Here is a 21,299-nt window from a genome sequence, read left to right on the forward strand (position 1 = left end):
AAATTAAAAGGAGAAATACATATGATTGAAAGAAAAGAAATGACCAAACTGGATAAGAGAAACAAGCGGATGATGATGCAGGCAGGGGCCAGTTGGTTCTTCGACATCGACGATATGGCCTCTATCCCGTCTGACCAGCGTGGGGGAGCATTTGAGCCTAGCAAGACAATGGGATGGAAGCGCTGTCCTACACCGTGGTCCGGATACTACACCAGCGCCCAAGGTCAGGTCATGGGCCTCAATGGGGCTGTGCTGACAACCGCCATCAACAACAGCGGATATGAGGTTCTCACTGCAACAAAGGATAACGGCCGCCAGACAATGGTGCCCTTACACCGCCTAATCGCCCTTGCATGGCTCAGCAACCCTGACAATCTTTCAGACGTGGACCACATCGACGGCAATCGCCTGAACAACGTGCTGTCCAACCTGCACTGGCTATCTCATGCAGACAACCTTAGAGGACGCCGAGGTTCATTCAAGGGCCATGAGGTCACCTGCCGGGACACAGAGGGCCGTCTGGTGGGCACATATCCAAGCATCAACAAGGCACATCATGAGACTGGCCTATCAGCACAGACCATCGCTGGATTGTGCAACGGAACCTATCCTGGTGAGTCTGCAAGGGGATTAACCTTCAGCTATGCCAAGAACAGCACATCAGAGTTTTTGAGCGCCACAAAATGAAAAAGCCAATGAAAACGGGAGATGAAACAATGGAAAACAATGAAAACATTAGAATTACCGGGGGCTTCGGGCCCTTCAATCTTGCATACAGCATTGGGCTTGTGATGGTTTTGCTTCGGGCGGCCGGCATCATCACTGTTGACTGGGGGTCAGTAGTGAGTTACTTCATGTTTTTGGCCTTTGCCACAGCGTTCATCTTTACCATCGTGGCTGTCATCGCGCTGATAGGGGGCAACCACCGTGAATGAGCAGACAATTAAATCAGTCATGGCCACACCAGCCTTCATCCAGGCCACCAGCAAGCTCATGGGTCAGCTATCAATCGGTCGCAAAGACGCAAAGCAGGACCTCATCACAGAGTTACTCATCCATCGCTTAACCAACTGGACGGATGCAGAGGTGTTAGACGCCATAGAGTCCGAGGACTATAGCTTGCCAGTAATGATTCACCACGGACGCCAGGATGCTGCGAGACGCTCATGGTCAGCTGATGCCCGGCAGAACGCGGTGGCAGAGAAGCTGAAAGATAGCGGCTTGGCAGAGGGTGCCCAGCAGGTAGATTCCCCACGTGTGCTGGATGAGGCCCAGACGATTGTAGAGGCAGTCTTCGCCAACACAGCTACTCGCCAGTGGATAGAGTCAGTGCTCACAAGCGGCAAGGCAGAGACCATGAGCCGCTACAACATGTCGCCACGCCAGTTTAGCAAGAAGATGGCAGACGTCTGCGCTCGCCTGAAGTCACACCAATCCACCATCGACAGGGTAAGAGCTGGATATAAGCGGCTCCCACTGATAGCCGAGCAAACCGCGCTGACACAGCTGGTATCAATCGTTGAGTCCGAGGACTACACAGATGACACGGTGCAAGAATGGATTAACATCCACCCGATGCTCGCCAACGACCTAGTTGATGACCCGGCAATCAAGCACCAAAGAAAGCTGATTGAGAGCTTTGCCAATGCGGGCAACACAGACAAATATCGTATGGTAAATAATGTATATAAACGAATTCATATGGTACAATAAGCGCTGAATACGTAAAAACTGTGGGGGAACTCAAATGACTGAAGAATCGGGCATCGCCTATTGCCCCGAATGCGGGGCAAAAGTACCTGAAAACGCAAAGTTCTGCGTCAAATGCGGTCACAAACTTGAATCTCAAAAGACAAGCACTCAAAGTATTCATAGTACTCCAAACAAACAGGAGCAGGTCGCGGTGACCGAAACAACAGAAGTGGAACGGGATGCACGTTCCGCTGTAGACAGTTTCTACAACTGGCCCAATTGGCTAAAATTTTTTGTGACGCTCGCAATTGCATCCTTTTTAGCAATTTTTATCGGACGACTCTCCTACGTCATTTCGTTTGTCCTTGGCTTTGTATTTTTTAAGCCAAAAAAATAGTACACATGTTGAAGGAGAAATGAGAATATGGCTGAATCAAATGATAAAGTTAGCACAAATGAGCCTAGCAGAAGTGCCAAACAAGTAAATACAAAATATATAGCAATTCTAATTCTCTCATTGCTAGTAACAGCGGTCTCGCTTTGGTATAGAAGCGTCTCCACCAGCACGGCAAACGTAGTCGAGGGCAACATCTTTGTGCTTAAGACAGAACAGAATGGTGAATGGACAGATACCGGGTATCTCGCGTTTGGTGGTAAAGAAAACGGATATGGTGCGCTACTCATAAGTAAGAACTCGAAGTCATACGTCGATGACTTAAACTCTTCAGGTCAATTGGCGGACATGCTTTCTTACCAATCGAGTAACTATAACAGATTTTGGGACATTGAGAGTAATGCTGAAAATCTCAAATGGACTAACGGATTGTCTGAAGACTCTAACCCCGATGACGCAACATTCCAAGATACATCGATGGAAGTATCCAAAATCTCTGGTATTTTCACTAAGAAGCTAACTGGTGTCTTCCATGACACTACTTTCGATTTCCAACCAGAAACAGTCAATGCAGTTTTAGTCAAATATTCCAAGATTAAGAATTAGGGGGTACCCGTTTGAAAAGAGTGGTTGTACTTGCGTTGTCGCTCATCTTACTCGCAGGATGTAGTGCGCACCGTACTAGTAACGCAGAGAAGCTACAGCAGGCGTCACGGAGCTCTGAGTCTAAACTAGTACATAAGAAGAGCTCTGCGAAAAAGGAAACCAAAGCAGTGTCTTATCACCAGCTGCCTAAGGTAGATAGGGATAAGGTGTTTTTCCGTTTTAAGGCCACACAAGATTCGTCTGAGGCGACATCAGGCACGAATGGCCAAGGTGATTCTCCTTGCTTTGTGGATATGGAGGTCACCAATAAAACAGAAAAGAAGGTTACTCTGGATACCAGTAAAATTCTCCTCTATGAGTCCCAAGAAGACCCTGAAAAGCCCGAAGTATCAAAAACACTAATCATCGCACCTGGAAAGTCGAAAATGATTGAACGCATCTTTGACAATATGAACCCACAGTACTTCGTTGGTGGTGGTACCTTCATATATTTAAGCAATGAATTCCCGCTTGCTTATACCTATATGGCATTTAAAGGAAATGGTAGTACTTCTGATAGCTTGAAGGATAAAGAAGCAATCGCCCAAAACAGAGCTGCTGATGCTGTAGTATCTGGTGGTGAGGTAGATGACGAGTCTGAAAGCCAAAAGGACAGCAATACCAGCGAAAAGTATACAAGTCAACAATTAGCTTTGTTGGCACAGGTTTTCGGACAGCAGAATAGGAGCGATGTTGATGTCACGGCTACGCTCAGTAGCCTTCGAGATTCAACAATCACCTACTCAGCAGATACCAACACTACAGGTAGTAGCTCAGTAGGAACACCACTTTCCTATGAGGAATACAGAGTTTCTGGTGACACTTTGATGATTATGCACCCTGCCGGTCAGGGCTCGGACGCATGGTCTGGTGACATTATCTTGAACGAGGCACTCCATGAAGTGTTCGTGCAAAATGGGGCTTTAGCTCATTCGGTACTGAGCAGTATGCAGGCCGAGTAGACTAAGAACACTTCAAACTGTGAAACTATCTACCAGCAGGAAGCACAGGTCTCGGAAAAATAAACATTAAGAAGAGCATCGGCTATATGTCGGTGCTTTTTTGTACCATAGAGATAAAAATAGGAACACCCCTACGTATATATAGTATAAGGACTAATTGATAACAGTACATAAAGGTGGTGACAGCGTGGCAGAACTCAGGGCAGATAGACAGGGTGCCCACCGGGTGGCATTCGAGAAGAACAAGCGAATCATACTGGCAACGCAGAACACCTGTGGCATCTGTGGTCGGCCAGTCGACAAGAGGCTGAAGGCGCCTGACCCGATGAGTCCCGTCATCGACCACATCATACCAATCAACAAGGGCGGGCATCCATCAGACATCAGCAATCTACAGCTGGCTCACTGGACTTGCAACCGGCAGAAGTCAGACAAGCTATTCAAGACGCCACAAGCTGAGCCACAGACGCTAGGCAACCGCAACCTGCCACAGATGATGAATTGGGCCATGTACAGAGGATGACGTGAGAGGCCCTGTGAGACGTTCTGCGAGATTTGACATACCCCGTACCGTAACCGCTTTCAACGGCTGAGAAGGGGGCCTATGCCCCTCCCCGGGGCCAGCGCTGTCGTTCACGCCGTCACTGTACGAATATTCTCTTGAGCAAAATGGAGGCTAGAAATGGAAAAAGTAGGATTACCCTATTTAAGGAACAAATTAGCGGTTCATCAGGGCCGAGTGAACCTGCGCTACAAGCAATATGCGATGAAACACGTTGACCAGCAACCTGGCATCACGATTCCGGCTGCGGCCCGTTACCAGTACCGTTCAGTCTTAGGCTGGTGTGCTAAAGGTGTTGACAGTCTGGCTGACCGGCTGGTGTTTCGCGAGTTCGACAACGACAACTTCGCCGTCAATGAGATTTTTCAGGCTAACAACCCGGACGTGTTCTTCGACTCAGCGATTCTGTCGGCTTTAATCGCGTCTTGCAGCTTCATCTACATCTCGAAGGGCGCGAATGGCGACGTCAAGCTCCAGGTTATCGAGGCCAGCAACGCAACCGGAGTCATCGACCCAATCACCGGCCTGCTGACAGAGGGCTACGCAGTTTTGGAGCGGGACAAGTATGAACACGCCACGCTAGAGGCTTACTTCCTGCCTGACCGCACCGATTACCACTACACCGACGGCCGCCCAGACTTCAGCTTGCCAAATCCGGTAGGCCACCCGTTGCTGGTGCCAATCATTCACCGGCCTGATGCTGTGAGACCATTCGGCCGGTCCAGAATCACACGGGCTGGCATGTACTACCAATCTTACGCCAAACGCACACTCGAACGCTCTGACATCACGGCTGAGTTCTACAGCTTCCCACAAAAGTATGTAGTCGGGCTGAGTAATGATGCCGAGCCACTTGATGCTTGGAAGGCCACCATCTCATCCATGCTTCAGTTCAACTCAGATGAGGAAGGTAAGTCGCCGACGCTTGGTCAGTTCACTACAGCATCTATGTCCCCGTTCACTGAGCAACTCAGAACGGCCGCCGCTGGATTCGCTGGGGAGACCGGCTTAACACTGGATGACTTGGGTTTCGTGTCAGACAACCCATCATCTGTTGAAGCAATCAAGGCCGCACATGAGAACCTGAGACTGGCTGGGCGCAAGGCACAACGGTCTCTTGGCTCTGGCCTACTGAACGTGGCTTACATCGCGGCTTGCCTGCGAGATGGCTTCGCATACAATCGCAAGCAATTTGCTCTGACAGTTCCGATGTGGGAGCCACTGTTCGAGGCTGATGCCGCCGCGCTTGCCCTGGTAGGTGATGGCGCAATCAAGCTGAACCAAGCGGTGCCAGGGTTCATCGACGCAGAGACCATTCGCAATCTCACTGGTGTGAAGGGAGCTGACGCCGATGGCCGAGGACATAGTGCCGAGCCTGCTGAAGACAATCAACAGTCAGTTTGACGCAGAGGCTATGGCAAGCAAAAAGCTACAGGCGGCTGCTAGAGCTCTGAAGTCGGGCAGGGCCACCTACCAAACAGCCAACACATTCGCAATCGAGACAGGCGAGATTCTAGCTAAGGTTCTTGGCTACAACCTGAAAGGTGCATCACTGCCAGACCAGAAGTTGTATTTCAACATCGCTCAGCGGATTCTCAATGAGACGCTAGCCAAGAATTTCGACCTAGTGTCCGGATACACAGCTGATGTCCAGAAGTTGCTCAACGAACAGGCTGGGATTGGCCTTGAGGTCCAGAAGGCTGTGCTGAATCAGGACAAAATTGATGGCATTGTCAACCGGGTTTCAAGCGAACCCGACTTCGACAAAATCAAGTGGATTCTGGATGACCCCGTTGTCAACTTCACCCAATCCATTGTGGATGACAGCATCGACGCCAACTGTAAGTTCCAGAGTGCGGCTGGTCTGCATCCAATCATCACGCGGCGACTCATGGGCAAGGCGTGCAAGTGGTGCTCAGACCTAGCGGGTGTCTATGACTACTTCGACCTACCTGATGACATCTATAGACGCCATGAACGGTGCAGATGTACGGTGGATTACAACCCGGGTAGTGGAAAACGGCAAAACGTCTGGACAAAGAAGTGGCGTAATCCAAATAATAGTGATAAAATAGATGATGAAAAGGAATTCATCGACTCTAAAAAGATAGTTGAGCCAAAAGCGACCCAAAGAATTAACGGTCACGATAATCCACCTAAGAGCGCGAATCCGTTTGATGTCATCGACAAGGTTAATCTATCAGACATCGTCAAAATTCGTAGCTTCTACGATGAAAATGGCCTAAAGATTCGTGACATCCACACGGACACCCACGGGAACCCCAAGCATCACCCACTAGGATTCCATGGTGAACACGCGGTTGACTACGAGTGGGATGAAGATGGCAGTCTGAAAAATAAGACAAGCCGAGAGCTGACTCCAAAAGAGAGAAGGGAGAATCGAAAAATTCTATGAGCGCAAGTGAGATTAAAAAGATGATTGCGTATGACTACGCCGACGTCGGATTCGTTGTGAATGGCAAGCAGAGTGGCGTGGCGAGTGAAGTCCACGACAGTGTGCCGACTTACCAAGCATGGTACGGCAATGCGACCAAGGCATACGACAACATTGATGACCTGATGGCCGATGAGTTTTTCGGAGGTCACTCTCTCACTGAGTTGGGTGAGTCCGGCATCGACATAGACGCGATTTAGCACGCAGACAAAATTCTGGGTGCTATTTTACTGCACATTTTGACCCAAGCACGTCGCTAAACTGCGGGATTGGAGAGGATTAGAATGACTGACCAGGTACGACTTGGCAATCAACATCCGACTCAATCGGTGATTCTACCATATGCTGATACACAATATCGAGAAGCTGTTGACCTCTATGAAAAGTCCGGCCGTACTGCTCAAGAATGGCAATCAGACCTGTGCAAAGACATCTTTGCCACCAACGATGAGGGGCTCTGGACACACACGAAGTTCGGCTATTCGCTCCCTAGACGAAACGGGAAAAACGAAGTCATTGTGATTCGTGAGCTCTGGGGTCTCATGCACGGACAACAGGTGCTTCACACAGCGCACCGCACCACTACATCACATTCATCGTGGGAACGCTTGATGAAGATTCTCGACAAGGCCAAGATTGAGTACAACTCCCTGAGAGCCTCAGGCCGGGAACGAATTGACATCAAAGAGACGGGCGGCCGAGTAGAATTCCGGACACGGACATCCACTGGTGGCTTAGGTGAAGGATTCGACTTGTTGGTCATCGATGAGGCCCAAGAGTACACCACAGACCAAGAGTCAGCGCTGAAGTACGTTGTCTCAGACTCCAAGAATCCGCAGACGATACTCTGTGGGACGCCGCCAACACCATTGTCTAGCGGCACAGTGTTTGTCGGGCTACGCAACGCGGCCTTAGCTGGCAAGCTAGAGAACGTCGGCTGGGCTGAGTGGGGTGTTGAGAATCAATCTGATGTGCATGACCGTGAGCTGTGGTACATGTGCAACCCATCTCTAGGAACCATCATGACAGAGCGTTCCATCCAGGATGAGATTGGTGATGACCTCATCGACTTCAACATCCAGCGCCTAGGTCTTTGGATTAAGTACAATCAGAAGTCCGCTATCTCAGCCAACGAATGGGCTCAGCTCAAGGTTCACGCTATGCCGGTGTTCCAGGGTAAGCCATTCGTGGGCATCAAGTACGGAAACGATGGAGCCAACGTCTCCATGAGCATCGCTGTTCGCACACTCTCAAAGAAAGTCTTTGTAGAAACGATTGACTGCCGTCCTATACGTGACGGGAACCAATGGATAATCGCATGGTTGAAGAGTGCAGATGTAGCAGCGGTGGTTGTGGATGGCGCGGGTGGTCAGAACAACTTGGCGGCTGAGATGAAGGACTTTGGACTCAAGGCGCCTGTGTTGCCGACGGTGAAAGAGATAATCAACGCCAACAGCCTCTGGGAGCAAGGGGTCTACCAGCAAGAGTTGAGACATAATGACCAGCCTTCAATGACAGCTGCGGTTACGAACTGTATCAAGCGGAACATCGGCTCGAACGGCGGCTTCGGCTACAAATCTCAATTCGATGATATTGACATCAGCATTATGGACAGCGCTTTACTAGCGCATTGGGCTTGCGTCACAACCAAGCCGAAAAAGAAGCAACGAGTTTACTACTAGAGACGCGGATTATTCCGGGTCTCTTTTAGACGTCACCGATACCGCCGGGTAAGCGGGAGAAAGGATTCACATGTCAGAATTTACACCTATCACCACACAAGAGGACCTGAACAAGGTCATTGAAGCACGCCTCGCACGCCAAAAGGAAACCATTGAGGCCAAGTATGCCGACTATGACAAAATCAAGACGCGTGCAACTGAACTTGAGTCTGAAAATGGCGCACTGAAGACCACCGTGGCTGAATCGCAGAAGTCAGCGGCCGAGCAAGAGAAGAGCCTCGCCGAATTGAACACGAAGATTAGCGGCTATGAGCGGTCGAGTCTGCGCACCAAGATTGCGCTCAAGAATGGCCTTCCTTATGACCTTGCAGACCGCCTTGTGGGTGATGATGAAGCGGGCATTCAAGCTGATGCTGAACGTCTTGCTTCATATATCGGCAATAACAACCAAACACCACCTCTCAAGAACGTAGAGCAGGGCTCGAACGTTGAGGGCGCTGGTGCATATCAAAGCCTACTCAGTGGGCTTAACCTCGAAGGAGAATAAGTAAACATATGTCTAACGTATTAAGCAAATCTAACCTGTTTGACCCAACCCTGGTATCTGACCTGATTAACAAGGTCAAGGGCAAGAGTTCCATCGCCGTCTTGTCCAAGCAGACCCCAATCGCGTTCAACGGCCAGAAGGAATTCACCTTCACCATGGATAGCGACATCGACGTCGTGGCTGAAAACGGCAAGAAGACCCATGGTGGCGTGTCCATTGCGCCTATCACCATCGTGCCAATCAAGGTCGAGTATGGTGCTCGCGTGTCCGACGAATTCCTCTATGGTTCCGAAGAGTACAAGCTCGATGCTCTGAAGGCGTTCAACGAAGGCTATGCCAAGAAGCTCGCCCGTGGTCTGGACATCATGGCTTTCCACGGTCTGAACCCACGCACTAAGGCCGCGTCTACGGTCATTGGGGACAACCACTTCGACAAGGCGGTGACTCAGGCTGTGACCTTCACCGATGCTAACCCGGACCAGAACATTGAGTCTGCGGTTGCCATGATTCAAGGTGCTGAAGGCTCTGTCTCTGGTCTTGCTCTGGACCCGCAGTTCTCTGCCGCTCTGGCCGCAATGCGCACCAGTGACACCAACAACGTTCGCCTGTTCCCAGAACTCGCATGGGGCGCTAACCCTGGTGCAATCAACGGCCTGCCGTCTGACATCAACACGACTGTCGGCGCTGGCACTGATGACGTTGCTATCCTCGGCGACTTTGCCAACATGTTCAAGTGGGGCTATGCCAAAGAGATTCCGCTGGAAGTCATTCAGTATGGTGACCCAGACAACTCTGGTCAGGACCTGAAGGGCTACAACCAAGTCTACCTGCGTTCTGAGACCTACCTTGGCTGGGGCATCCTTGACGCGTCCAGCTTTGCACGTGTCACCAAGGCGGCTGAAACCACTTCAACAACGACCACTACGGCTGCTGAATAATGAAATACCAGAACGCTAGGACGGGCGCTGTCATCACGACTAGCTCGCCGATTGGTGGCGGTGATTGGGTGCCATTTGGTGCCGAAGTAAAGCCGGCTGTGAAAGTTGAGACCGAACAAACAGCTCAACCTATCGCACCGACACCCGCCCCAGCTGGTGATGGTATTGACGGCGTAACCGTGAAGCAGATTAAACAAGAGCTCAACTCACTTGGCATCACCTACGACGCAAAGGCGAGAAAGCAAGAGCTCTACGACCTCATGATGAAAGGATGATTCGATGCACGAGGACTTTGCTACAGTGGACGACCTTGAGATTCTCTGGCGCCCATTGAAAGCAGATGAACAGCAACGCGCACCGGCCCTGCTAGGGGTCGTTAGCGATTCGCTGAGGGAAGAGGCGCGGAAAGTCGGCAAGGACCTCGATGAGATGGTCTATGTCCACCCAACCTTGATGAGTGTTGTGAAGTCGGTAACCGTGGACATCGTGGCCCGAACCTTAATGACCTCGACGAACCAAGAGCCCATGACACAGGCGTCTGAGGGGGCTAACGGCTACACATGGTCTGGAAGCTACTTGGTCCCGGGTGGCGGCCTGTTCATCAAGAACTCTGAGCTGTCACGACTCGGGCTGAGACGGCAGAGATACGGGGTGATTGAGCTCTATGACACACATTAAGGGCATCACAGTCACCCTCATTGACAAGATTCAGACTGGCACTGACCCGTTCGGCCACCCAACCTACAAGGATTCAGAAGTCCAAGTAGACAACGTCCTAGTCGCACCGACAACGGCTGCTGATGCAGTAAGCGTGCTGGACTTGACTGGGCGCAAAGCAATCTACACCCTCGCGATTCCCAAGGGAGACACCCATGATTGGGAAGACAAAGAGGTTAGGTTCTTTGACCAGAGATGGCGAGTCTTCGGCATTCCACTCGAAGGTATTGAGGCGAACACCCCGCTTGATTGGAACAGGAAAGTGACGGTGGAGCGCTATGCCTAAGGGATTCAAGCTGAATCAGGCCGGTGTCAGAGAGCTGATGCGGTCACCAGAGATGCAGGCAATCCTCAAGGAACACGCCGATGCTATCAAGAGTCGAGTTGGTGATGGCTACAAACAGGACGTCTATGTCGGCAAGAATCGTGCAAACGCTATGGTCTCAGCAGACTCATTTGAGGCTAGGCGCGACAACATGAAGAACAACACTCTATTGAAGGCGGTGCGCTGATTGATTGAACAGACGATGAAGCAGTTTCTGGACGGTCGCTTGGCGGCACCGTCTTTTTTTGAGGTTCCGAGTGAGGCCCCTGACCAGTTCATTTTGATTGAGCGAACAGGCGGGGCAAACCGGAATCACCTGTCCCGCGGGACGTTTGCATTCCAGAGCTATGCGGGTTCTCTATACGACGCGGCTCAGCTCAACGAACAGGTGAAGCAAGCGGTTGAGGACATGATTGAACTGGATGACATCAGGTCAGTCAGTCTCAACTCTGACTACAACTTTACAGACACGACAACCAAGCGATACCGCTATCAAGCCGTATTCGATATTGGTTACTACTAGTTAGGAGATATGTAATGGCAGACACAAACAATGTTTCAACGGCTAAGCCTAAAGTAGGCGGGGCCATTTACTCTGCACCAGCTGGTACTACACTGCCGACTGATGCGATTGCGGCGCTCAGTTCCGAGTTCAAGTCTCTGGGCTATGTCTCGGATGATGGGCTCACCAACAAGAACACGCCTTCCTCTGACAAGATTGCGGCATGGGGTGGGGACACCGTTGCTGTGGTCCAGAAGGAAAAGACCGACGAATTCACCTACACCTTGATTGAAGCGCTGAACATCGATGTGCTCAAGGAAGTCTATGGTGAAGGCAACGTCACGGGCACGCTCGACACCGGCATCAAGATTAAGGCCAACGCAACCGAACTGCCTGCTCACGTGCTGGTGGTGGACATGATTCTCAAGCAGGGCAACCTGAAGCGGATTGTCATTCCAGCAGGTCAGGTGTCCGAGCTTGGGGAAGTCAAGTATGGCGATGAGGATGCTGTGGGCTATGAAACCACGCTCACGGCGCTTCCTGATGCAAGTGGTAACTCGCACTATGAGTACATCAACAAGCCTGGCGCGGCCGCACCTACCGAAACGGGGGCTGAATAATGGAGCTGAAAGGCAAGACTAGCACGGGCTTTGAGTACGAGATTACCGAAGAGCGGGCCAACAACTATGAGTTGCTCGAAGTCCTTGAAGAGCTTGATGAGAGCCCTGCCGCTCTGGTGAGAGCCGTGAAGATGTTGCTGGGCGAGAAGCAGGCCAAGGCTCTGAAGGACCATGTCCGCACGGCTGATGGCATTGTCCCGGCTGACCGAATTGGTGAAGAGCTCAAAGAGATTTTTGAAGCGGACGGCCCAGTAAAAAACTAATACGCCTTGCCAAGATGATTAACACTGATGAGGATGCACTCGTTTGTGACCTGGCGGAAACGTACCATATCCTCGATTACAAGCGGCTGCCGTTAACAACGGTGGCCGTTTTTGCGTCTGGGCTCAGAGAGGACTCACGAATCATGATGCGCATGTCTGAGCAGTCTGTCACCACTGACACTCTGCTGATGGCGCAGATAACGGATGCGGTGAGCCTTCTGCTCTGGTCTAAGACTGAGGATGGGCAGGCTGGGAATAACCGGCCTAACTCAATCGTGAGTGCGCTCTTGGGTACCACCACACCCAAGAAGGTGGACCAAGTCACATTCTCATCAGGTGAAGACTTCATCAAAGCAAGGCAGAAACTAATGGAAGGGGGCGCTGCGATTGGCAACTGAATTAGGCCAAGCATACGTCCAGATTATGCCAAGTGCTAAGGGCATCTCAGGCATGCTCAAGAAGCAACTGGACCCCGAGGCCGAGTCGGCAGGTTCTAGTGCTGGTGGCAAGATTGGCGCTGGCATGAAGATTGCGGTGGCGGCTGGTGCTGCGGCGGCCGGGGCGGTGATGGTCAAGACCATCTCATCCTCACTGCAAGAGGGTGCCAAACTTCAGCAATCACTGGGCGGTGTCGAGACGCTGTTCAAGTCTTCGGCCAGCAAGGTCAAGGACTACGCCAATCAAGCCTACCGAACAGCGGGCTTGAGTGCTAACGATTACATGGAAAACGTCACAAGCTTCAGTGCCTCACTGTTGCAATCAATGGGTGGCAACACAGCCAAGGCGGCTGACAAGGCCAACATGGCGATGGTTGACATGTCGGACAACGCGAACAAGATGGGCTCCAACATCGGCGACATCCAAAACGCCTACCAAGGATTCGCCAAGCAGAACTACACCATGCTGGACAACCTGAAGCTGGGCTATGGTGGTACCCAAGATGAAATGAAGCGACTGCTGTCCGATGCGACAAAGATTACCGGCGTCAAGTACAACATGAGCAACCTGTCCGACGTGTACTCAGCTATCCACGCGATTCAAGGCAAGCTCAACATCACAGGTACCACAGCCCGTGAAGCGGCATCAACGTTCTCAGGTTCATTCGACTCGATGAAGGCCGCGGCATCTAACGTCCTAGGCAAGCTGTCACTGGGCATGAACATTGGTCCTGACTTGCAAGCCTTGGCTACGACAGTATCGACGTTCCTGTTTCAGAACTTCATTCCGATGGTGACGAACGTGTTGACTGCTCTACCAGCGGCCATTGTGACGTTCGTACAAACGGCGGCCCCTCAGTTCATGTCGGCTGGGGCGAAGATGCTGTCACAATTGGCCGGTGGGTTCACGACGGGTATGCCACAGTTCTCAGCTAAGCTCCAAGGAATCATCACAGGTATCACAACATGGATTACAGCCAACCTGCCGACCTTGATGGCAACGGGGACCAAGATTCTAACCGACATAGCGAACGGGATTCTCCAAGCTCTGCCAGGATTGGTCACGACAGCTGGCCAGCTCATCAACTCATTCGTGAAGTTCCTGATGGTCAACCTACCTGTCATCCTGAATTCCGGTAAGAACATGTTGCTCAAGCTCATCGATGGTATCATCTCGAACCTGCCAGCGATTGGGCGCAGTGCGATTCAGGCTGTCAGCAAGTTCATCAGTACCATCACACAGAACTACCCCAAGTACGTAAAATCTGGGACGCAGATTCTGGGCTCATTGGTTTCCGGTATCCTGCAACGCCTACCTAAGCTCATTAGCACGGTGGCAACGCTGGTCAAGGAATTCTTGGCCATGCTCATCTCACACCTGCCTCAGATTATCGTGGCTGGGGGCAAGATGATTCTCAGCCTGATTGCCGGGCTCATCCGGAGCCTTCCTAAGCTGGTAGGCCAAGTCGGCAAGATTGGTAAGTCCATCATCAACGGGTTCAAGAAGATTAACCTGCTTCAGGTGGGTGTCAACATTGTAAAAGGCTTATGGAATGGTATTGGCAACATGGCAGGGTGGATTAAGGACAAGATTGCTGGATTCGGCAAGGGCGTCCTGAACAGCCTCAAGTCGTTCTTCAAGATTCACTCACCGTCGCGTGTCATGCGTGATGAGATTGGCCGCTACTTGGTCGAAGGTATTGGCGTTGGTATCGAGAAGTACGCGTCCAACGCCTATCAAGCCATGACCACGTTGGGGTCAGGGATTGAAGACCGTGTACCGTCGCTCACGATGGACTATGGCACCACTGGCAGTCTGGCAACCGCCGCTGTTCAACAACTGTCGTTCCGCGCCGCGAGCGCTTCCTATCCTGCTGTTGCGATGGCGGGTAGTACAAGTGGTTCGACTGGTGACATCCTTGAGCTTCATGTGGACGCCAACATTGACGGCAAGAAGGTCAGTCGCGAGATTGCGCCAGTAATGCGGGTTGACCTAGACCGATTGAAGCGAATTAAAAACAGAATGGGAGGGATTCGATGAGATACACGTGGAATTTCAACGGGACCGACATGGACCAGTACCTGATTACCAACGAAGTCACCCGTGACATCGGCCCGAACAGGACAGGCACTTTTCAGCAAGTCGGTGTGTCAGATGGGCGGCGATTCATGCGTTCCACAGCAGACGTGGCGACGATTAAGGTTGCCTGCACCATCATTGATGACATGCCGGAGAAGCGGCGTGAGATAGCAAGGGTTCTGACTACATCTGCACCGGCAGTGCTCACGTTCGGAGATGAGGCCGGGCTCTACTACATGGCTATCACGGACGGTCAGATTGATATGTCCGAGACCAACAACTACGGCCAATTCACCATCACGTTCAAGGTGCCTGATGGCCTGGCCCACTCAACCACACCGACTGAGGTGTCGGGCACGACAGTTACTGAACTGGCACTCACCACAGAAGGGAGCGCGCCAGTGGCACCAATCCTGAGTGTGACGTGCAACTCGGACAATGGATTAGTTGCATGGGCCAATGACCAAGGCGGTGTCCTGCAATTCGGCTCGACGGATGAAGTTGATGGCAATACGAGTGTCAACAATGAGCGCCCGATTCGATGGACATTCCGAAGCGCGCCCAGTGGCTCACAGACTAATGCCAGTGCTGTCACCAGCTACCCTAACCGACTGAATGACACCAAGTACCCGAATCAACAGTCAGGTTCAATTGTGTATGGTGCAGACATCAAAGGTAAGCCAGTAACGAACGGGGAACTCGCATTCCCCGTTTTTGCGTCTGTCAGTGACAAGGTTTGGCATGGCCCAAGCCTACATGGCGCAATCAAGGTTAACGGAGCTGGCAATCAAACAGGGGGCCTGCTGTTGAAGGCTCGCTTGAGATTCAAGAGCGCTGTGAAGTCAATGGGCCGCATGGAGATAACGCTTGAATCTGCCGGAAAGGTAGCAATCAGTTGCGTACTTCGCGATTCCAGTAAGACCAGTCTCACCAAGACCTTCGAGTGCTGGCAGGGCGACAAGATGCTCAAGTCGGTTGCTCTGAACGCCAAGAAGTTCTCTGGCGAGTTCTGCGAGGTCCAGATGAGCCGCAAGGGTGATGACGTGGTCTTCAAGATTTCAGAAGTCACTGAGGTTGATAGCAAGGGCAAGGTGAAGACTGGGGCCTCATGGTCACTGCCAATCACGTTGCCAGGACTCGGGACCACCGCGATTGATGGTGTGACGCTATGGTTGGAAAAGTACAGCACAACCACAGCCTGCTACATGTGCTGGACCGACCTGAGTATCGACTGGATTAACGTTGAGACTTGGAATGACCAGCCTAACCGCTTTGGCATCGGTGATGTCATCATGGCCGACATCGCAACTAAGACGGTGTATGTCAACGGCGTTCCGGACCCAACGCTTCAGCGTGTCGGTAACATGTGGGACAGCTTCAAGCTCCAACCTGGGGCCAACGTCCTACAACCTGTTGTCAGCGACTGGGCGACTGCTGCGGATGCTAGTGTCCAATGGCGCGAGGCTTACTACTAGAGAAAGGGGGAGCACATGGACTTTTATTTCACGGATAGAAAATTTAACTACCTCGGCACTGCGAGTGCTGGTGGTGATGGCCCTATCCAGATTATCAATGATACGGATGACCAGCTGGTCCCGACTGCGGTTGGGCGTACTTACACGGGCACACTGGTCACAGAACCTGAGAACTCAGACCAGCTTGAGACCATGGCCGCTCTGGGCAACTTCCTGCTCTATCAAGACCCAAGAGGCAAGTACGTCTTCGCAACCATCATGGAGTGGCCTGACCCCGGTTTCGACCCACAATCCGGCACACTTGAGTTTGTAGCCGAGTCTGGCGGCGTTGACCTCATCAATGACACTGTCGGACCTTACACTGCAACGAAGGCCCTGAAGTTCGCCGACTACTTCAAGGCGTTCACCTATGATTCCGGCTTTGAGCTTGGAATCAATGAGATTTCCAACCTGACTCGCACATTAAAGTGGGACAGCGGCGATGAGACGGTCTTAACTCGGATGGAGAGTGTTGCGACACAGTTTGATGCGGAGCTAGACTTCAGGTTCGAGGTAGATGGCACCGCAGTGGTCAAGCGCTACATGGACGTCCTGAAGCACATCGGAGCCGACAAGGGCCAACGGATGGAGGTAAACACTCACCTCGACTCCATCAAGACGACAGGCTCCATCTATGACCTGTTCACCAGCATCAAGGCGACAGGCGGCACACCCGAAGGCAAGGACACTCCAATCTCGCTTAAGGGCTACAAGTGGACAGACCCTGATGGCCGCTACACCCTGAACCCAGATGATGGCATTCTGAGAGACACAGTGGCGGTCCAGCTCTGGTCTCGGACCTTGAGCAACTCCAACCCTAATCCGACGGTCCACCACATCCAGCGGGTCAAGACGTACACGGCCACAACACAAGCAAGCCTTCTGAGCTCCATGCTGACCGACCTGAAGGCTAACAACCACGCGGCAGTGAACTACTTGGTCCAGATAGCGGTGCTACCAGATGGCGTTGAGCCAGGTGATACGGTGCATCTGGTCGATGAGGATTCCGGCCTGAATCTGGTGACCAGACTACTTGAACTGAAGGACAGTTACGCCGATGAGACCCATGAGGCCACGTTTGGTGACGCACTCATTGAGACCAGCCAGATTGACCCGATGGTCTTGGAACTCGCTGACCAGCTCAAGACAGTGAAAGCCGCTGCTAAGGGTGCCGATGGCGTTGGTATTGAATCAACCACTATCAGCTATGCCGTGGGGACTAGCGGCACCGATGCACCAACAGGTGGCTACACGGCCGAAGTTCCGGCAGTGCCAGCAGGGCAATACCTCTGGACGATGACTGTATTCGCCTACACGGATGGGACGTCCAAGACGATGTATGCCGTGTCAAAGGCGGGTACTGATGGATTGCCGGGTAGCAAGGGCGACAAAGGTAGCGACGGTAATGGCATCACCTCAACGGTCATCACCTACGCCGCCGGTGAATCAGGGACCGTGATGCCAACTTCAGGCTGGTCCTCGACGATTCCGGCTGTTGATGCTGGCGGCTACCTGTGGACCAAAACTGTGCTGATGTACACGGACGGCAAGTCCACAACGTCCTACTCAGTAGCCAAGATGGGCGCTGATGGGAGCCCAGGACAAAAGGGCGATAAAGGTGACGCAGGGAGTCCAGGGAGCCCAGGTCAGAAGGGTGACCCAGGTAGTACAGGTGCAGCGGGCAAGGACGGCAAGACCACCTATGTTCACTTTGCTTGGGCCAACTCCCTAGATGGCACCACAGACTTCACCACGTCCAAGCCCCAACCAAACCTGTTCAACCTAGCAACATGGATGGCTGGTGCCACGGCCACGAACAGCATGATTGTCGGCAACATTGTCCTGGCCTCGAACACGACCTACACCATCTCGACCAACTACGCCGACCCAGCCACGGGTTCCTATTACTACGACGTTTGGGCCGACAAGAAGTCAGTGGCATTGAGCTCAGGTGTCAACCCAATTTCGGCCTCTAAGTCACGGACCATCACCACGGGTTCAGACGGCATCATCGTACTGGGAATTCGTGATGGGGCACCATCTGACACGCTGACCACATCCAAGACCACATGGATTCAGATTGACTTAGGCACAAAGGCTCTGCCTCATACCTCGACGGTAAAAACGTACAAATACCGGGGCCAATGTGCAGACTTCAACGAGGCGGCACCCACCACACCGGCGTCCTACACATGGTCACTCGACCTGTCCGACACGATTGAGGCAGACCTGTCCGACATGAGGGCAACTGCTGAGTCACTCAAGGAAGGCCAGCAAGCTCTCACAACTAAGCTAGGCGACACGAACGCCAACATCACGGCGGTCTCCAAGACGGTCACGACGGCGCAGTCAACTGCGGATGCGGCCAAGTCTGCGGCCACTGCGGCTAACTCATCAGCTTCAGCGGCGAACAGTGCAGCGTCGGCGGCTCAAAACACAGCGGATTCTGCGAAGGGTCAAGCCTCAGCTGCCTATGCCGCGACACAGACCAACAAAGCCTCGATTGATGTGAACGCGCAGGCAATTGACTCAGCGGTCAAACAACTCACGGAGTCGGCTGATGGGCTTAGCTCTCAGCTTGACGAAGCCTTGCAATCACTTGACCCTGAGGCAATCACTCAGACTGTGTTGTCCTCGGATGAGTTTCAGAACATACAGGATGCCAATGACCAAGACAAGCAAGCTATCCAAGATGCAATCAGTGGATTGGGTGACGACGCCTCAGCTACGGTTCAGCGCCTGTCACAAGTAGAGCAGACGGCAGGTGCAGTCAGAACGACAGTTGACACCATGGTTCAGACGGTGGGCGACCAAGGGAAGACGATTTCGGACGTGCAGAACTCCATGCAGTTTGACCAGGATGGCCTGACCTTGGGGAAGTCTGATTCAGCCCTGACCGTCACCATCGACAACAAGCAGTTGAGCTTCAAAGACAACGGCAAACAGGTTGCCTATGTCAACGGACAGAAAATGTACATCTCAGACCTGCAAGTCCTGAACAGCATCACGCTTGGCTACCACAAAATATCAAAATACTCAGCCGATGGCGAGACCACTGCGGTCACCTTTGTTGGCGAGTAGGAAAGGGGAGTTAGATGGCATTATCTGGTAATTACACAACGATTGTTCCGGGCACTCAGTCACAGGTTGCAATCAAGATAAGCTGGACGGCCACGCAGTCAGTCACAGCCAATACGTCAACTGTCAAAACCACGGTCCAGCTGGTCCACAAGACATACGGTCTCATCACTGGGGCATCGACCAAGTCCTACACCTTAAACGTCAACGGGAACAAACACACAGGCTCGGCATCAATCAATGGTAGTAATAACACCACGTCCACCATCACAACTAGCACGGACACCATCAACCACACCTCAACTGGTGTCGGGAAGCTCGCAATCACCTTTAGCATCTCAATGGGCATTGCATGGTCAGGTGTCACAGTTCCAACCTGCAACGTGCCGACAAAATACTTCGCTCTGACCACGATTCCACGCCAGTCTACCATGTCCAGTGTTGCCAGCACCACACTTGGCTCACCGGTCACCATGACCATCACGGCTCACAGTTCAAGCTACACCCATGTCATTGATGCGCGCTTCGGTTCAACCATCATTCAGACGTGGAAGGACCTAAAGGCAGGCAAGCAGTCGCTCACATTCAATTCCTCGGCTACATCAGCTATCACGGCGAGGATGGGCACCGGGACGTCTGTGCAGATTGATTGGGTCATGAGCACTCACTCGGGCACAACTCAAATCGGCTCGATGGCGACTGCTAAAAGCACCGTGTCACTCCCATCAAGTGAATTGGCGCCAACAGTCGGCACAATCAGTGCGTCAGAGGCGAATTCTGATGCGACTTCGCGCTTCACGGCGGGTAGTTATGTGCAGAACGTCTCACAATTGCGTCTGAGCGTCACAGGCTCATCAGCAACTCACGGCGCGACTATCAAGTCCACTGTCATCAGCTTCGAGGGGAAGACCTATTCAAGCGGTGCCACCTCGGACGTCATCTCAGGCAGTGGCAATCTCAAGGTCACGGCAACTGTCACGGACTCACGTGGTCAGTCGGCATCCAAGTCAATCACAGTGCTGGTGACTGCCTATCAACCGCCTCAAGTCATGACGGCCGTAGCAACACGGTCCAACTCAAGCGGTGGGTTCGTTACGGACGGCCAGTACTGCTCTGTGGTGTACTCAGTCGCCAGCTCAGACCTGCCACTCATCAATGGCAAGAACACGCTGACTTTGAACTTCAGCAAGCAAGAGGCAGGGGCTGCCAGCTTCACGCAAGTCAGGACAATTCTAGTCCCAGACGTCAAAGGTGAAGGCACAGCGGTCCTAGGTGATGGCTACGACGGTACCAAGGACTACAACATCAAGTTAGTCGCCACGGATGCGGCTGGCATGTCAACCACAGTCATGATTGGACTCGATGTTGCCCATGTCCTCATGTCCTGGGGAAAGACCCAAGTGGGTATCGGCAAGGTAGCTGAGAACGGAACCCTCGATGTCCTTGGAGACACCTACATCAAGGGCGACTTGGTGCAGGTAGCAGATGATGGCACCCAATTCCACAATGACCCCAATCAGATGAAGTGGCATGACCTTCAGCCATATCTGAACACAGACAGCTTCAAGATATACCCCAATGCCGTTGCACACCCGGCGCCACGTTACCGGATTAATGGCACTCACGTTGACATTCAGGCTGAGCTAACACCATTGAGCGTGATTAAGGGCAGCACGACAAAGGTTGAGCTGTTCACTGGCCTGCCTTTCCAGCTGGTATTTGAGCAGGTGCAACTAATGGTTGGTTCAGGCGGCGCGGACTGGATGCTATCGACTGACACGTCGGGACACACCATCTACTTCAGCCGCTATGCCAAGGGTGGCACGTGGGTCGATACCAGTACGAGCACTTGGGTGCCAATTGCCGTGACTCTGATGCTTGAATAA

25 protein-coding genes are annotated in these 21,299 nt (G+C 52.3%); all 25 read left to right on the plus strand.

What is annotated here, in order from left to right:
• The first annotated feature begins 21 nt into the window (after positions 1 to 21).
• The 25 genes from ACYVRZ_RS00360 (at position 22) to ACYVRZ_RS00480 (ending at position 21,299) form a co-directional block, all read left to right on the plus strand.
• Positions 22 to 687, plus strand: a complete 666-nt coding sequence (locus tag ACYVRZ_RS00360; protein WP_461223808.1) for an HNH endonuclease signature motif containing protein — start codon at positions 22 to 24, stop codon at positions 685 to 687.
• A 29-nt stretch (positions 688 to 716) separates the two neighbouring features.
• Complete coding sequence (locus ACYVRZ_RS00365; protein ID WP_461223810.1) at positions 717 to 935, plus strand: hypothetical protein; 219 nt, start codon at positions 717 to 719, stop codon at positions 933 to 935.
• The gene (locus ACYVRZ_RS00370) at positions 928 to 1,713 is read left to right on the plus strand and encodes a hypothetical protein (protein ID WP_461223812.1); all 786 of its coding nucleotides are present in this window, start codon (positions 928 to 930) and stop codon (positions 1,711 to 1,713) included. The genes ACYVRZ_RS00365 and ACYVRZ_RS00370 overlap by 8 nt, the downstream gene beginning before the upstream one ends.
• 34 nt (positions 1,714 to 1,747) lie before the next feature.
• Positions 1,748 to 2,089 (plus strand): zinc-ribbon domain-containing protein, encoded by a 342-nt coding sequence (locus ACYVRZ_RS00375; protein ID WP_262316794.1) that lies wholly within the window; start codon positions 1,748 to 1,750, stop codon positions 2,087 to 2,089.
• Positions 2,090 to 2,116: 27 nt separating this feature from the next.
• Entirely contained in the window at positions 2,117 to 2,692 is a 576-nt protein-coding gene (locus tag ACYVRZ_RS00380; RefSeq protein WP_461223814.1) for a hypothetical protein, read from the plus strand.
• Positions 2,693 to 2,859: 167 nt separating this feature from the next.
• Positions 2,860 to 3,693: a hypothetical protein gene (locus ACYVRZ_RS00385; RefSeq protein ID WP_461223816.1), complete on the plus strand. Its 834-nt coding sequence runs from the start codon at positions 2,860 to 2,862 to the stop codon at positions 3,691 to 3,693.
• A gap of 187 nt (positions 3,694 to 3,880) precedes the next feature.
• Positions 3,881 to 4,216: an HNH endonuclease signature motif containing protein gene (locus ACYVRZ_RS00390; protein WP_461223818.1), complete on the plus strand. Its 336-nt coding sequence runs from the start codon at positions 3,881 to 3,883 to the stop codon at positions 4,214 to 4,216.
• 159 nt (positions 4,217 to 4,375) lie between these two features.
• On the plus strand, positions 4,376 to 5,659 hold the full coding sequence (locus tag ACYVRZ_RS00395; protein ID WP_461223820.1) for a hypothetical protein: 1,284 nt from the start codon (positions 4,376 to 4,378) through the stop codon (positions 5,657 to 5,659).
• The gene (locus ACYVRZ_RS00400; protein WP_461223822.1) at positions 5,607 to 6,671 is read left to right on the plus strand and encodes a hypothetical protein; all 1,065 of its coding nucleotides are present in this window, start codon (positions 5,607 to 5,609) and stop codon (positions 6,669 to 6,671) included. The genes ACYVRZ_RS00395 and ACYVRZ_RS00400 overlap by 53 nt, the downstream gene beginning before the upstream one ends.
• Positions 6,668 to 6,910 (plus strand): hypothetical protein, encoded by a 243-nt coding sequence (locus tag ACYVRZ_RS00405; RefSeq protein ID WP_461223824.1) that lies wholly within the window; start codon positions 6,668 to 6,670, stop codon positions 6,908 to 6,910. The genes ACYVRZ_RS00400 and ACYVRZ_RS00405 overlap by 4 nt, the downstream gene beginning before the upstream one ends.
• Positions 6,911 to 6,994: 84 nt before the next feature.
• Positions 6,995 to 8,392: a terminase gene (locus ACYVRZ_RS00410; RefSeq protein WP_461223826.1), complete on the plus strand. Its 1,398-nt coding sequence runs from the start codon at positions 6,995 to 6,997 to the stop codon at positions 8,390 to 8,392.
• Positions 8,393 to 8,462: 70 nt separating this feature from the next.
• A complete protein-coding gene (locus ACYVRZ_RS00415) occupies positions 8,463 to 8,939 on the plus strand; it encodes a capsid assembly scaffolding protein Gp46 family protein (protein WP_461223828.1) in 477 nt (158 codons plus the stop codon).
• 8 nt (positions 8,940 to 8,947) lie between these two features.
• Positions 8,948 to 9,877, plus strand: coding sequence for a phage major capsid family protein (locus ACYVRZ_RS00420; protein WP_461223830.1), 930 nt, complete (start codon positions 8,948 to 8,950; stop codon positions 9,875 to 9,877).
• Entirely contained in the window at positions 9,877 to 10,152 is a 276-nt protein-coding gene (locus ACYVRZ_RS00425; RefSeq protein ID WP_461223832.1) for a hypothetical protein, read from the plus strand. The genes ACYVRZ_RS00420 and ACYVRZ_RS00425 overlap by 1 nt, the downstream gene beginning before the upstream one ends.
• 4 nt (positions 10,153 to 10,156) lie before the next feature.
• Positions 10,157 to 10,555 (plus strand): phage Gp19/Gp15/Gp42 family protein, encoded by a 399-nt coding sequence (locus ACYVRZ_RS00430; protein ID WP_461223834.1) that lies wholly within the window; start codon positions 10,157 to 10,159, stop codon positions 10,553 to 10,555.
• Positions 10,542 to 10,880 carry a hypothetical protein gene (locus ACYVRZ_RS00435; RefSeq protein WP_461223836.1) on the plus strand — a complete coding sequence of 113 codons (339 nt, stop codon included), beginning with the start codon at positions 10,542 to 10,544 and terminating at the stop codon, positions 10,878 to 10,880. The genes ACYVRZ_RS00430 and ACYVRZ_RS00435 overlap by 14 nt, the downstream gene beginning before the upstream one ends.
• Positions 10,873 to 11,106, plus strand: coding sequence for a hypothetical protein (locus tag ACYVRZ_RS00440; RefSeq protein WP_461223838.1), 234 nt, complete (start codon positions 10,873 to 10,875; stop codon positions 11,104 to 11,106). The genes ACYVRZ_RS00435 and ACYVRZ_RS00440 overlap by 8 nt, the downstream gene beginning before the upstream one ends.
• Positions 11,107 to 11,442 carry a hypothetical protein gene (locus ACYVRZ_RS00445; RefSeq protein ID WP_461223840.1) on the plus strand — a complete coding sequence of 112 codons (336 nt, stop codon included), beginning with the start codon at positions 11,107 to 11,109 and terminating at the stop codon, positions 11,440 to 11,442.
• A gap of 14 nt (positions 11,443 to 11,456) precedes the next feature.
• A complete protein-coding gene (locus tag ACYVRZ_RS00450) occupies positions 11,457 to 12,041 on the plus strand; it encodes a phage tail tube protein (protein ID WP_461223842.1) in 585 nt (194 codons plus the stop codon).
• Positions 12,041 to 12,304 (plus strand): hypothetical protein, encoded by a 264-nt coding sequence (locus ACYVRZ_RS00455; protein WP_461223844.1) that lies wholly within the window; start codon positions 12,041 to 12,043, stop codon positions 12,302 to 12,304. The genes ACYVRZ_RS00450 and ACYVRZ_RS00455 overlap by 1 nt, the downstream gene beginning before the upstream one ends.
• Before the next feature lie 14 nt (positions 12,305 to 12,318).
• The gene (locus tag ACYVRZ_RS00460) at positions 12,319 to 12,702 is read left to right on the plus strand and encodes a DUF5361 domain-containing protein (RefSeq protein ID WP_461223846.1); all 384 of its coding nucleotides are present in this window, start codon (positions 12,319 to 12,321) and stop codon (positions 12,700 to 12,702) included.
• Complete coding sequence (locus ACYVRZ_RS00465; RefSeq protein WP_461223848.1) at positions 12,692 to 14,782, plus strand: phage tail protein; 2,091 nt, start codon at positions 12,692 to 12,694, stop codon at positions 14,780 to 14,782. Before ACYVRZ_RS00460 ends, ACYVRZ_RS00465 begins: the two co-directional genes overlap by 11 nt.
• Complete coding sequence (locus ACYVRZ_RS00470; RefSeq protein ID WP_461223850.1) at positions 14,779 to 16,296, plus strand: distal tail protein Dit; 1,518 nt, start codon at positions 14,779 to 14,781, stop codon at positions 16,294 to 16,296. The genes ACYVRZ_RS00465 and ACYVRZ_RS00470 overlap by 4 nt, the downstream gene beginning before the upstream one ends.
• 15 nt (positions 16,297 to 16,311) lie before the next feature.
• Positions 16,312 to 19,416 carry a phage tail spike protein gene (locus ACYVRZ_RS00475; protein WP_461223852.1) on the plus strand — a complete coding sequence of 1,035 codons (3,105 nt, stop codon included), beginning with the start codon at positions 16,312 to 16,314 and terminating at the stop codon, positions 19,414 to 19,416.
• Between the two features lie 14 nt (positions 19,417 to 19,430).
• Entirely contained in the window at positions 19,431 to 21,299 is a 1,869-nt protein-coding gene (locus ACYVRZ_RS00480; protein ID WP_461223854.1) for a DUF859 family phage minor structural protein, read from the plus strand.

The organism is Lacticaseibacillus suihuaensis (assembly GCF_054785075.1).

Excerpts from the sequence above, each read along its gene's own strand:
- ACYVRZ_RS00360 (WP_461223808.1), top strand. The coding sequence starts at position 22 with ATGATTGAAAGAAAAGAAATGACCAAACTGGATAAGAGAAACAAGCGG.
- ACYVRZ_RS00435 (WP_461223836.1), top strand. The coding sequence starts at position 10,542 with ATGACACACATTAAGGGCATCACAGTCACCCTCATTGACAAGATTCAG.
- ACYVRZ_RS00365 (WP_461223810.1), top strand. The coding sequence starts at position 717 with ATGGAAAACAATGAAAACATTAGAATTACCGGGGGCTTCGGGCCCTTC.
- ACYVRZ_RS00375 (WP_262316794.1), top strand. The coding sequence starts at position 1,748 with ATGACTGAAGAATCGGGCATCGCCTATTGCCCCGAATGCGGGGCAAAA.
- ACYVRZ_RS00480 (WP_461223854.1), top strand. The coding sequence starts at position 19,431 with ATGGCATTATCTGGTAATTACACAACGATTGTTCCGGGCACTCAGTCA.
- ACYVRZ_RS00455 (WP_461223844.1), top strand. The coding sequence starts at position 12,041 with ATGGAGCTGAAAGGCAAGACTAGCACGGGCTTTGAGTACGAGATTACC.
- ACYVRZ_RS00410 (WP_461223826.1), top strand. The coding sequence starts at position 6,995 with ATGACTGACCAGGTACGACTTGGCAATCAACATCCGACTCAATCGGTG.
- ACYVRZ_RS00440 (WP_461223838.1), top strand. The coding sequence starts at position 10,873 with ATGCCTAAGGGATTCAAGCTGAATCAGGCCGGTGTCAGAGAGCTGATG.
- ACYVRZ_RS00405 (WP_461223824.1), top strand. The coding sequence starts at position 6,668 with ATGAGCGCAAGTGAGATTAAAAAGATGATTGCGTATGACTACGCCGAC.
- ACYVRZ_RS00450 (WP_461223842.1), top strand. The coding sequence starts at position 11,457 with ATGGCAGACACAAACAATGTTTCAACGGCTAAGCCTAAAGTAGGCGGG.
- ACYVRZ_RS00425 (WP_461223832.1), top strand. The coding sequence starts at position 9,877 with ATGAAATACCAGAACGCTAGGACGGGCGCTGTCATCACGACTAGCTCG.
- ACYVRZ_RS00420 (WP_461223830.1), top strand. The coding sequence starts at position 8,948 with ATGTCTAACGTATTAAGCAAATCTAACCTGTTTGACCCAACCCTGGTA.
- ACYVRZ_RS00430 (WP_461223834.1), top strand. The coding sequence starts at position 10,157 with ATGCACGAGGACTTTGCTACAGTGGACGACCTTGAGATTCTCTGGCGC.
- ACYVRZ_RS00475 (WP_461223852.1), top strand. The coding sequence starts at position 16,312 with ATGGACTTTTATTTCACGGATAGAAAATTTAACTACCTCGGCACTGCG.
- ACYVRZ_RS00380 (WP_461223814.1), top strand. The coding sequence starts at position 2,117 with ATGGCTGAATCAAATGATAAAGTTAGCACAAATGAGCCTAGCAGAAGT.
- ACYVRZ_RS00470 (WP_461223850.1), top strand. The coding sequence starts at position 14,779 with ATGAGATACACGTGGAATTTCAACGGGACCGACATGGACCAGTACCTG.
- ACYVRZ_RS00395 (WP_461223820.1), top strand. The coding sequence starts at position 4,376 with ATGGAAAAAGTAGGATTACCCTATTTAAGGAACAAATTAGCGGTTCAT.
- ACYVRZ_RS00415 (WP_461223828.1), top strand. The coding sequence starts at position 8,463 with ATGTCAGAATTTACACCTATCACCACACAAGAGGACCTGAACAAGGTC.
- ACYVRZ_RS00460 (WP_461223846.1), top strand. The coding sequence starts at position 12,319 with ATGATTAACACTGATGAGGATGCACTCGTTTGTGACCTGGCGGAAACG.
- ACYVRZ_RS00400 (WP_461223822.1), top strand. The coding sequence starts at position 5,607 with ATGGCCGAGGACATAGTGCCGAGCCTGCTGAAGACAATCAACAGTCAG.